The 11,213-nt window shown below is 71.4% G+C and carries 8 protein-coding genes; 4 read left to right on the forward strand and 4 right to left on the reverse strand.

Features of this window, described 5'->3' with window-relative positions; genetic code table 11:
• Both QM582_RS17920 and pulA read left to right on the forward strand, forming a co-directional pair.
• Positions 1 to 3,407: AMP-binding protein (locus tag QM582_RS17920; RefSeq protein WP_415086700.1), on the forward strand; the 3,407-nt coding region annotated here is incomplete at its 5' end.
• A gap of 172 nt (positions 3,408 to 3,579) precedes the next feature.
• Positions 3,580 to 6,630, forward strand: coding sequence for a pullulanase-type alpha-1,6-glucosidase (gene pulA / locus QM582_RS17925; RefSeq protein WP_415086702.1), 3,051 nt, complete (start codon positions 3,580 to 3,582; stop codon positions 6,628 to 6,630).
• A gap of 1 nt (position 6,631) precedes the next feature.
• Here the strand turns inward: pulA and QM582_RS17930 are convergent, their stop codons facing one another.
• Together QM582_RS17930 and QM582_RS17935 are read right to left on the reverse strand one after the other, a co-directional pair.
• Positions 6,632 to 7,594 carry a Gfo/Idh/MocA family protein gene (locus tag QM582_RS17930; RefSeq protein WP_415086704.1) on the reverse strand — a complete coding sequence of 321 codons (963 nt, stop codon included), beginning with the start codon at positions 7,592 to 7,594 and terminating at the stop codon, positions 6,632 to 6,634.
• Between the two features lie 20 nt (positions 7,595 to 7,614).
• Entirely contained in the window at positions 7,615 to 8,199 is a 585-nt protein-coding gene (locus QM582_RS17935; protein WP_415086706.1) for an HdeD family acid-resistance protein, read from the reverse strand.
• Positions 8,200 to 8,399: 200 nt separating this feature from the next.
• On the opposite strand from QM582_RS17935, the gene QM582_RS17940 reads away from it, so the two are divergent.
• Both QM582_RS17940 and QM582_RS17945 read left to right on the forward strand, forming a co-directional pair.
• Positions 8,400 to 9,713 carry a glycosyltransferase family 2 protein gene (locus QM582_RS17940; RefSeq protein WP_415086708.1) on the forward strand — a complete coding sequence of 438 codons (1,314 nt, stop codon included), beginning with the start codon at positions 8,400 to 8,402 and terminating at the stop codon, positions 9,711 to 9,713.
• A gap of 59 nt (positions 9,714 to 9,772) precedes the next feature.
• Positions 9,773 to 10,309 carry a GNAT family N-acetyltransferase gene (locus QM582_RS17945; protein ID WP_415086710.1) on the forward strand — a complete coding sequence of 179 codons (537 nt, stop codon included), beginning with the start codon at positions 9,773 to 9,775 and terminating at the stop codon, positions 10,307 to 10,309.
• Positions 10,310 to 10,347: 38 nt separating this feature from the next.
• Here QM582_RS17945 and QM582_RS17950 read toward each other — a convergent pair whose 3' ends face one another.
• Together QM582_RS17950 and QM582_RS17955 are read right to left on the reverse strand one after the other, a co-directional pair.
• Entirely contained in the window at positions 10,348 to 10,962 is a 615-nt protein-coding gene (locus tag QM582_RS17950; protein ID WP_415086712.1) for an NUDIX hydrolase, read from the reverse strand.
• Between the two features lie 39 nt (positions 10,963 to 11,001).
• On the reverse strand, positions 11,002 to 11,213 hold a 212-nt coding region (locus tag QM582_RS17955; RefSeq protein ID WP_415086714.1), incomplete at its 5' end, for a hypothetical protein.

Genomic DNA, 11,213 nt, shown 5'->3' on the forward strand with positions numbered 1-11,213 from the left:
CCCAGCCCGCGCCGCGGGCCATCCGGCGCGCCGTCGAGGTGGACGCCGGTACCCAGGCCGCGCTGGTGGCCGGGGCGCGCCGGCTCGGCGTCAGCTGGGTCGACCTGGTCACCGCGGCCGCCGGCAGCTACGTCGGACGCCTGCTCGGCACCGCGTCCGGACGGATCGGGCTGCCGCTGATGAACCGCTCGCAACCCGGCGTCGGGCAGCTGATCGCGGCCCGCACCGTGTGCACCGCGATGAACGTGCTGCCGGCGTCCGTCCCGGCCACCGGCACGGTGGCGTCCGCGCTGGCCGCCACCCGCGACGAGCAGCTGGCGCTGCGCGAGCACCCGTTCGAGCGCCAGGAGTGGCTGACCCGTCGGCTGTCCCGGCGCGGCGGACCCGAACTGTTCGGCATGCAGCTGAACGTGCTGCCGCTGGAACTGGAACTGACCATCGGCGGGGTGCCCGGCACGGTGCGCAACCTCACCGCCGGCCCGGTGGAAGACCTCACCCTCACCCTGCGCGGCACCCCCGGACGCGGCCGCCCCGGCCAGACCCGGCGGGTCCGGCTGGAACTGGACGCCCACCCCGAGCTGTACGACGCCGACGACCTGGACCGGCAGCTGACCCGGCTGCTGCACTGGCTGGCGGTTTGGTCGAGCGCCGAACCGGACGCCGACGTGGCCCGGCTGCCGATCCTGCCCGCCGACGAATACGCCCTGGTCACCGAGGGTTTCAACGCCACCGAGCGGGAACGGGAGGCGGCCACCCTGGGGCAGCGTTTCGTCGCGGCGGCCACCCGGACGCCGGACGCGACCGCGCTGGTCTTCGAGGGTGAGACCCGCAGCTACGCCGACCTGTTGGACCAGGCCCGGCTGATCGCCGGCGGCCTGGAGCGGGCCGGGGTGGGCGCGGGTGACGTGGTCGGCGTCCGGCTGCTGCGCGGCTTCGGGCTGTATGAAGCCATCCACGCCATCGCGCTGCTCGGCGCCGTCTACTGCCCGATCGACCCCGACCTGCCCGCCGCCCGGGTCGAGGCCATGCTGGAAGACGCCCAGGTCGCTCTCGTGGTCGACGATCCGGACGCCCTGGCCGGCGGTGAGCCCTACCGCGGCCCGGTGCCCGGCGACGTGGACGCCCCCGCCTACCTGCTGTTCACCTCGGGCTCCACCGGACGTCCGAAAGGCGTGGTGATCAGCCACCGCGCCATCGACAACCGGCTGGACTGGATGCAGCACCAGCTGCGGCTGGCGCCCGGCGAGCGGGTGCTGCACAAGACCCCGATCTCCTTCGACGTGTCGATCTGGGAGCTGTACTGGCCGCTGCAGGTCGGCGGCTGCGTGGTGATCGCGGCACCTGGCGCGCACCGCGACCCGCGGGCGCTGGCCGACCTGATCGTCACCGAGCGGGTTGCGGTGCTGCACTTCGTGCCGTCCATGCTGCGCGCTTTCCTGGGTGACCGTCCGGCCCGTGAGCGGGTGGCGGAGGCCCGGCTGCGCGCGGTGGTCACCAGCGGCGAGGCGCTCACCCCCGACCTGGTCGCCGGCAGCCTGAAGTGGTTCGGGGTGGCGCCGGTCAACCTGTACGGCCCCACCGAGGCCGCCGTCGACGTCACCGTCTGGGAGTGCACCGCCGCGGACGCCGTCGACGGCCGCGGGGTGCCGATCGGGCGTCCGATCTGGAACACCACCTGCTACGTGCTGGAGGCTCCTGCGCAACCGGTACGCGGGGACAGACCCCTCGTACCACCAGACGGGAAAACGGTACGCGGGGACAGACCCCTCGTACCACCAGAAGGGAAAACGGTACGCGGGGACAGACCCCACGTACCACTGCAGCCGGTCGGCGTCGGGGTGACCGGCGAGCTGTGGCTGGGCGGCGTCCAGCTGGCACAGGGCTACCGCGGACGTCCCGACCTGACCGCGGAGCGCTTCGTCGAGACCCAGTGGGGACGGCTGTACCGCACCGGTGACCTGGCTGCCTGGCGTCCGGACGGCGCGCTGCGCTACCTGGGCCGCACCGACGACCAGGTCAAGATCCGGGGCCAGCGGATCGAGCTCGGCGAGATCGAGGCGGCGCTCTCCGGGGCGGTTTCCGCTGGTCGAGCGTGTCGAGACCCCCGCGTGGGCCAGGCGACCGAGGTGGCCGCCGGCGTGGTGAACGACGCCCTGACCGCCTGGTTCGTCGCCTCCCCGGACGACGCGGACGAGGTCCGCGAGGCTCTCCGGGTAGCCGCCGCGGAGGCGCTGCCGCCGTCCTGGCTGCCGACCCGGTGGGTCGCGGTGGACGCGATCCCGCTGACCCCCAGCGGCAAGACCGACCGCCGCCGGCTCGCCGCACTGGCACCCGCGGCAACGGCCTCCACCGCACCCGGCACCGCCGTCGCCGGGGAACTGCCCCGCGACCTGCTGCAGCAGCGGGTCGCCGCTGCCGTCGCCGGGGTGCTCGGCCTGGACGCCGTCGCCGTCGACGCCGACTTCTTCGACCTGGGCGGCGACTCGCTGTCGGTGCTGCGGCTGCTGGCCCGGCTGGCCGACGACCTGGGCGCCGAGCTGGGCCTGGCCGACGCCTTCGCCCATCCCACCGCCGCCGGGCTGGCCGAATTGATCGTCGGCAGCGGCGACCGCTCCGACGACTTCGCCGAGGTGCTCACGCTGCGGCCGGGCAGTGGTGGCCCGCAGCTGTTCCTGTTGCCGCCGGCCGGCGGGCTGGGCTGGTGCTACACCGGGCTGCTGGCCGGCCTGCCGTCCGGGGTCGGGGTGCACACCGTCCAGGCCCCCGGCATCGGCACCGGCGCTCCGCAGCCGGTCGCCGACCTGACCGCCCTTGCCAGGCGGCAGTTGGCCGCCATCCGCAGCGTCGTCGGAGGCGGACCCTTCCACCTGGCCGGCTGGTCGCTGGGCGGCATGGCCGCGCACGCGGTGGCCGTGCTGGCCCGCTCCGACGGGCAGCGGGTGGAGTCGGTCACCCTGCTGGACGCCTACCCGGCCGACCAGTGGCAGCACCTGGCCGAACCCACCGAGACCGACGCCCTGATCGGCATCCTGCGGCTGGCCGGACTGGACGCCCCGGCCGGCCCGGCGCCGCTCACCCGGGAACGGGTGGCCGGCCTACTGCGGGACTCCGGCAGCGCCCTGGCCGCGCTGCCGCCGACCCTGCTGGACGGCTGCATCGCCAGCGTGATCGAGGCGTCCCGGCTGGTCCGCACCCGCTCGCCCGGGGTGCTGGAAGGAGAACTGACCGTGGTGGTGGCCGGAGCCCCGCGTCCCGAGACCCATCTGGACGCCGACGGCTGGCAGGCGCACACCCGCGGCGCACTGCGGATCGTGGAGTTGGACGCCACCCACGCCGAACTGGTCCGGCGTCCGGTCAGCGACCGGGTGGCGGCGATGATCGGCGAGGCGATCGGGGCGGACCGCTGAGCCGATGAAATTCGGGGACTAGAGATAACCCTTGTATCAAGTCACCTAGCGCTGTTAGGGTCCGGCCAGCGCTGTAGCTCCGCCCCCCTCCGGAATCACCGATGATCCGATGAGCGGATCGTCATGCGTCGGTCACCCCTCGATGATGAATTGACCCGCACAGGAGGCTCTCATGCGGTCCACCCCCCTTCGGCGGACGCCGGCCCGCCGGACGCTGAGCGTCGCGGCCGTGGCGGCCCTGCTGATCTCGGCGTTGCCGGCCACCGCGCTGGCCGATCACACCCCGCTGCCCAGCAGCGTCGTGCTGGTCGGATCGCTGCAGTCCGAGCTCGGCTGCGCGTCCGACTGGCAGCCGGACTGCACCGCTACCCGGCTGACCGCCGTCCCCGGCGAGCAGGGCCGCTACCGGGGCACCTTCACCGTGCCGGCCGGCAGCTACGACTACAAGGTGGCGTTGAACGGCTCCTGGACCGAGAACTACGGCGCGGCCGGGGCACCCGGCGGCGCGAACCTCTCGATCAGCACCAAGCAGGCCACCGAGGTCACCTTCAGCTACGACCACGCCAGCCACGTGATCGGCGACGACCTGCCGAAGTCGGTGACCGGCAAGCGGGCGGCGCAGTGGCTGGAGCCCGGGCTGATCGCGGTGCAGCTGCCCGCCGAGCGGACCGGGTTCAGCTACCGGCTGTTCGCGGCGCCCGAGGGCGGGCTGCGCAACGATGCCGGCAGCATCGTCGGCGGCTCGTCGTCTCCGCTCAGCCTGCGCGGCGCGCTGCCGAAGCGGTTGAAGAAGAGCTACCCGCAGCTGGCCTCCTACCAGGCGTTGCAGGTGCCGAAGGCGACCCAGCGGCGGCTCGCCGAGCTGCTCACCGGGCAACTCGCGGTGGCCGTCTACGACGCCCAGGGAGCACTGGTCAGCAGTACCGGCGTCCAGCTGCCCGGGGTGCTCGACGAGATCTACCACAAGGCCACCACAAGGACCTTCGGGCCGGTCTGGTCGAAGGGGCGGCCCAGCCTGAGCGTCTGGGCGCCGACCGCGAAGTCGGTGTCGCTGCTGCTCGACCCGGCCGGCAGCGCGCCGGAACGCACGGTGCCGATGAAACGTGCCGCCGACGGCAGCTGGACGGTGCGCGGCGACCGCAGCTGGCGCAACGCCCGCTACCTCTACCAGGTGCGGGTCTATGTGCCGAGCACCGATGCGGTGGAGGTGAACAAGGTCACCGACCCCTATTCGGTGGCGCTGACCACCAACTCCACCCACTCGGTGCTGGCCGACCTGGCCGACCCGGCGCTGCGGCCGTCCGGCTGGACCCGGCTGGTCAAGCCGAAGCTGGCCTCGCCGGAGGCGTCCACCATCTACGAGCTGCACGTCCGCGACTTCTCGATCAACGACGCCACCGTGCCGGCGGCGCACCGGGGCACCTTCCTGGCGTTCAGCGACTCCGCCAGCGACGGCATGCGGCAGCTCCGGACGCTGGCCAGGGCCGGGCTGAACACCGTCCACCTGCTGCCGGTCAACGACATCTCCTCGATCGAGGAGGACCGGGCCAAGCAGCAGAGCCCCGACTGCGACCTGGCCGCGATGGCCCCGGACAGCGACCAGCAGCAGGAATGCGTCGAAGCGGTCGCCGCCAAGGACGGCTTCAACTGGGGTTACGACCCGCTGCACTACACCAACCCGGAAGGCTCCTACGCGACCGATCCGGACGGGCCCGGCCGCACCCGCGAGTTCCGCGAGATGGTCAAGGGGCTGAACTCCGCCGGGCTGCGCACCGTGATCGATGTGGTCTACAACCACACCCCGGCCGCCGGCCAGGACCCCAAGTCGATCCTCGACCGGGTGGTCCCGGGTTACTACCAGCGGCTCACCGCGACCGGCCAGGTGGAGACCTCCACCTGCTGCTCCAACACCGCCACCGAGCACGCCATGATGGGCAAGCTGATGATCGACTCGGTGCTCACCTGGGCCACCCAGTACAAGGTGGACGGCTTCCGCTTCGACCTGATGGGCCACCAGCCCAAGGCGGCGATGGTGGAGCTGCGGAAGAAGCTGAACAAGCTCACCCTGAACCGCGACGGGGTGGACGGCAAACGCATCTACCTGTACGGCGAGGGCTGGAATTTCGGCGAGGTCGCCGACAACGCCCGCTTCGTCCAGGCCACCCAGAAGGAGTTGGCCGGCACCGGGATCGGCGCCTTCAACGACCGGCTCCGGGACGCCGTCCGCGGCGGCGGGCCGTTCGACGAGGACCAGCGCATCCAGGGCTTCGCCAGCGGCCAGTTCACCGACCCCAACGGGGTCGCCGCCAACGGCACCCCCGAACAGCAGAAGGCGTCGCTGCTGCACAACCAGGACCTGATCAAGGTCGGGCTGACCGGCAGCCTGCGCGACTACCGGCTGGTGAACGCCGCCGGCAAGCGGGTGAAGGGTTCCCAGATCGACTACAACGGGGCCCCGGCCGGGTACACGGCCGATCCGCAGGAGGCGGTCACGTACGTGGAGGCGCACGACAACGAGACCCTCTACGACGCCCTGGTGTACAAGCTGCCGACCGACACCGCGATGGCCGACCGGATCCGGATGCAGACCCTCGCGCTCTCCACCACGGCGCTGGGACAAGGGGTTTCGTTCTGGCATGCGGGGGCGGAGCTGCTGCGCAGCAAGTCGCTGGACCGCAACAGCTACGACTCCGGCGACTGGTTCAACGTCTACGACGTGACCAAGCGCACCAACGGCTTCGGACGCGGCCTGCCGCCGAAGGCGGACAACGAGTCGAAGTGGCCGCTGATGCGCACCCTGCTGGGCGATGCCGCGCTGCGTCCGCAGCGTTCCGAGATCGCCGCGGCCGAGCGCCAGGCGCTGGATCTGCTGCGGATCAGGAAGAGCAGCCCGCTGTTCCGGCTGGGTTCGGCGGCGCTGATCAAGCAGAAGCTACGCTTCGCTTCCGGCGGCCCCGCCCAGACCCCGGGCGTGATCGTGATGCGGATCGACGACACGGTCGGCCCGAACGTCGACCGGAAGCTGCGCGGCCTGGTGGTGGTGTTCAACGCCACCCCCGGGGCCACCACCCAGACGGTGCCCGGGGTGCGTGGGCACCGGTTCCGGCTGCACGACGTCCAGGCCGACGGCAGCGACCCGGTGGTGAAGACCAGCAGCTTCGACGCCACGGCGGGCAGCTTCACGGTTCCGGGACGGACCGTGGCGGTCTTCGTCGAGCGCTGAGCTACGACAGCCTGGCCAGCTGCTCGTCCATGATCCGGCGGCTGGCCAGGCTGAGGTCGGCCCAGCGCGGGTCGATGGCGCCGGCGTCGACCTGGTCGACGAAGTCGAGCACCTCGTGCCGCATGGTCTGGCCCGGCGTCACCCGGGGACCGTCCAGCAGCACCGTGCCGGCCCCGCCGCGTTCGTGCAGCTCGATCCGGGAGAGCTCGCCCGGATCGTCCAGGGTGAGCGCGGCGTCCTCGCCGTAGATCACGCTCGGGCCGAGGCCGGCGGCGATCTTGGAGTAGACCACGTCGGCGACCAGGGTGCCGTAGTCGAGTTGCAGGCTGCCGCCGCCCTCGAAGCCGTTGTCCAGCCAGACGCTGGCCCCGGACGTCCGCGGCGGCACCCCGAACAGGTCCAGGGCGGGCTGCAGCCCATACACCCCGATGTCGGCCAGCGCCGAGTTGCCCAGCGCCGGGTCGAAGGCGTTCAGCTGCTCGCCGGCGCGGAAGGCGTCGTAGCGCGACGAGTACTGCAGCTTCTCGAAGCGGGCGTGCCGCAGCGTGCCGAGCCGGGGCAGGGCGTCGCGAACCAGCCGGTGCGCCGGGGTGTGCACATTGCGCACCGCCTCCATGGCGATCACCTGGTTGGCCCGGGCGGCGGCGAACAGCTCGGTCACCTGCGCGGTGGAGGTGCCGATCATCTTCTCCACCAGCACGTGCCGGCCGGCGGCGATCGCCCGCATCGCCTGCGGATGATGGGCGGCGTTCGGGCTGGCCACGTAGACGGCGTCCACCGCCTCGATCAGCGCGTCCAGGTCGTCGACGGCGGACGCGACCCCGACGGTGGCGGCGAAGGCACGTCCGCGATCCAGGTTGCGGGAGTAGACCGCGGTCGCCGCGGCCCGTCCGCCGGTGTCGCGGCAGGCGGCGGCGAACCACTCGCTGATGTAGTTGGTGCCGATGATGCCGAAGCGCAGCATGGGTGTCCTTCTGGTCGGGTTCAGGCGGGCGGAAGGTTGCGGGGCGGGACGATCTGGCCACGGATCGGTGCGGCGTCGGCGGCGGCGCGACGGACGGCGACGCCGACCACCAGCAGCGCGATGCCCCAGACGATCGCCATCACCCCGAGCCAGAGCGCCACCGACAGCACCGCCACCCCCGGGTAGCTGACGATCAGAGCGCCGGCGGCCAGCCAGAACAGGCCGCCCAGCAGCAACAGCCAGCGTGAGCCGGACAGCCGCTGGGCGAACGCGGACGCTATCTCCAGCACGCCGCGGACGATCAGCCACGCCCCTAGCACCCAGGCCAGCGCGGCGCCGACGCTGACCGGCGAGATCACCGCCACCAGTCCGGCGACGATGCCGACGATCGCGGTGAGGATCAGGTAGCCGCGGGACTGGCCCGGCCCGGGGCGTGCCGCCATGGTGGCGGCCGCGACGCCGTCCACCAGGGCGTAGACGCCCCACAGCACCACCACGGTGGCGGCGGTCGCGAACGGGAAGAAGGCGGCCACGATGCCGAAGACGAGCGCCATCGAGCCGGAGATCAGCAGATAGGTCGAGGATCGTTTCAACAGGTCGAGCATTGAGGTGTCCTTGGTCCGGGCGACATCGACCGGCGGAGCGGGCGAATATGGACCAGTCTTCCACTCCTCGCCGCCGACAGCGTCCGGGAATGCTCGGTGCGCCCCGGTGTGCGGTTCGGACAGCCGGGGATCCCTCGCCCTAGACTGGCACCTCAAACGCCGGGCCCACCGGTGACCCCCACGGACAAGGAGCCGCCACGGTGCCCGTGCTCGATGTGATCGGCTGGATTCTCCAGGCGATCATGGTGATCGGCGGGCTCTACGGCCTCTATCACGTCGTGGTCGGCCTGAACGCCTTCGGTGAACTGAAGCTGCCCGAGCCGCAACCGGGAGAGAAACAGCACCGGTTCGCCGTCCTGGTCTGCGCCAAGAACGAGTCCGCGGTGATCGACCAGCTGCTGGTCACCCTGGAGAACCAGGAGTATCCGCGCGAGCTGTACGACGTCTTCGTGGTCGCCGACAACTGCACGGACGACACCGCCGAGATCTGCCGCAAGGCCGGCGCCTTCGTCTATGAACGCACCGATCCCGAGCGCAAGGGCAAGGGCTTCGCGATGTCCTGGTTCTTCGAGCGGTTCAACGTCGACCACGCCGGACGCTACGACGCCTGCGTCGTCTTCGACGCCGACAACGTGGTCGAGGTTGGCTTCCTGGAGGCACTGAACACCCGGTTCAACGACGGCGAGACCATCGTGGTCGGCTACCGCACCGGCAAGAACCCGTCCTCGTCGTGGGTGGCCGGCTGCAGCACGCTGTACTGGCTGCTGCAGACCCGGTTCTTCCACCTGCCCCGCAACCGGTTCGGCTGGTCGCTGTTCTCGGTCAGCGGCACCGGGTTCGGCTTCCTGCTGTCGGTGCTGGACGGCAAGGGCTGGCAGACCCGCACCCAGTGCGAGGACATCGAGTTCACCCTGAACGGCATCGCCGAGGGGCACCGGGCCGTGCTTGAGCCGCGCGCGGTGTTCTTCGACGAGCAGCCGCAGGGGTTGTGGACGTCGATCAAGCAGCGCTACCGGTGGGCGCTGGGCGGCGTCCAGATCGTGCCGATCTGCACCCCGCGGCTGTGGCGCCGGGTGCGTTCCGGCGACCGCCGGGCGATCGACGGGCTGATCTACAGCGTCGGCCTGCTGGTCTCGGCGATCGCCGGCTGGAGCGGCATGGCGTTCAGCCTGCTGACCGCCTTCCGGACCGGCAACTGGGGCATGCTGGCGCTCACCACCGCCGCGTTCGGGCTGTTCTCCTACGTCTTCACCGGCATCTTCGCCTGGATCACCGTGCTGCTCGAGGACGCCCGCTGGCCGGGGATGTGGAAATCGGTGGTGCTGTTCCCGATCCACCTGTTCACCTGGTGGCTGCTGATGCTGGTGGCGCTGTTCTACCGCGATTCCACCTGGCACGACATTCCGCACACGGTGCGGCTCAGCCTGTCCGAGATCGAGGCCGAGCATCACACCGGACGGCTGCCGCTGCGGCACCGGACCGGTCAGGACGGGGACGCGCCGGAGGCGTCCTGAGCCCTGTGGTTCCGCGGCCGGGTGGTGCCGCGTCGCAGGCGGGGAACTACCCTCGGCGGGTGACCGAACTGTTCAGCGAACGACTCCTGCTGCGTCCGTTCCAGGCCGGCGACGTGGACTTCCTGTTCGACCTGTACTCCCGCTGGGAGGTGCAGCGGTACCTCGGCCGGACGCCGCGGGCGATGACCGAACGAAGCGAGGCCGTCGGGCTGGTGGAGCGGAACCGGGCCGCGATGGGACCGGTGCACGGCACCTGGCTGATCGCCGGACGCGACACCGGCGAGCGCTACGGGGCGTTGCTGCTGAAGCCGCTGCCGGCGTCGTCGGAGCAGGAGCCGCTGCCGCTGTCCGGGGAGACCGAGATCGGCTGGCACCTGCATCCCGACGTCTGGGGACGCGGGATCGCCACCGAAGCCGCGCTCCGGGTGCTCCGGCACGGCTTCGACGCCGGGCTGCCCCGGGTGCTGGCGGTGACCTATCCGGAGAACACCGCGTCCCAGGCTGTGGCACTGCGGATCGGGATGCGGGACGAGGGCGAGACCGACGCCTACTACAACGTCCGCTGCCGGCTGTTCGCCATCGACAACCCGGGGTAGTGGGTCGCCGATCGGCCGCTGGCCAGGCGGCCGGGTGCTCAGGCGGCGGGGTTCTCCCACTCCCAGACGGTGCCGGGGCGTCCGCGGCCGAGCACCATGCGCTTATTGCTCACGCTGAGCCCGCGCAGCGAGGCGAGCCGGCGGTTCAGGTTGCCCCGGTCGGGGGCGATCCCGCTGAGCGTGTGGGTGATGCCGACCGCCGCCGACACCGGGAACTCGGGACCGGTCAGCGCCCGGGTGAACTCCAGGTCGCGCCACAGCATGTCGACCAGCAGCGGACGGCACTCGAACAGCATCACGTTGTGGTCGAAGGCGAGGTTGGGGACGTCGTCGAAGCCGTACCAGTCGGCGTCCCCGTCGCCCACCGCCCACATCGCGACCGAGAGAGAGTAGCCGCGCGGGTCGCGGTTGGGCTCGTCGAAGACGGTCAGCTGACCGAGTGCGGAGACGTCGAAGCCGACCTTCTCGATGACCGCGCGGTGGGCCGCGGCGGCGAGTCGTTCGCCCTCGCGCAGCAGCACGCCGGGCAGTGCGGGGACGCCGCGGTACGGTTCGATGGTGCGGGGCTTGGTGGCCACCTCCACCCGCCGCAGGCCGGGGTTGTAGCGCAGCGTGAGGACGTCCACCGAGACCAGGGATCCGACGTTCGACATTGGTCGCCTTCTTGTCAACAGCGTTTCATCGACTGTTCATTAGTCAAGGCGACTATAACGGGTCAGGTTTCGCTCCGGGAAACGACGGACGAACGGCCGGTCGGCGCACCCCCACGCCAACCGGCCGTCCGGTCTGTTCCTCCCGAGCCGGACGCGGTCGGCGGACCAGGCTCGCTTCATCTGGACCCCCGACCAGGAACGAACCCGCACCAGCGACAACACCACGCCCAACTGTTGCTGCACCAGCTCCC

Origin of the sequence: Micropruina sp. (assembly GCF_047607385.1) — a bacterium.
In the GTDB taxonomy this organism is placed as follows: Bacteria; Actinomycetota; Actinomycetes; order Propionibacteriales; family Propionibacteriaceae; genus Micropruina.

What these genes read in the sequence shown, in the direction of transcription:
- pulA (WP_415086702.1), top strand. Translation starts at nt 3,580, where the DNA reads ATGCGGTCCACCCCCCTTCGGCGGACGCCGGCCCGCCGGACGCTGAGC.
- QM582_RS17930 (WP_415086704.1), bottom strand. Translation starts at nt 7,594, where the DNA reads ATGCTGCGCTTCGGCATCATCGGCACCAACTACATCAGCGAGTGGTTC.
- QM582_RS17935 (WP_415086706.1), bottom strand. Translation starts at nt 8,199, where the DNA reads ATGCTCGACCTGTTGAAACGATCCTCGACCTATCTGCTGATCTCCGGC.
- QM582_RS17950 (WP_415086712.1), bottom strand. Translation starts at nt 10,962, where the DNA reads ATGTCGAACGTCGGATCCCTGGTCTCGGTGGACGTCCTCACGCTGCGC.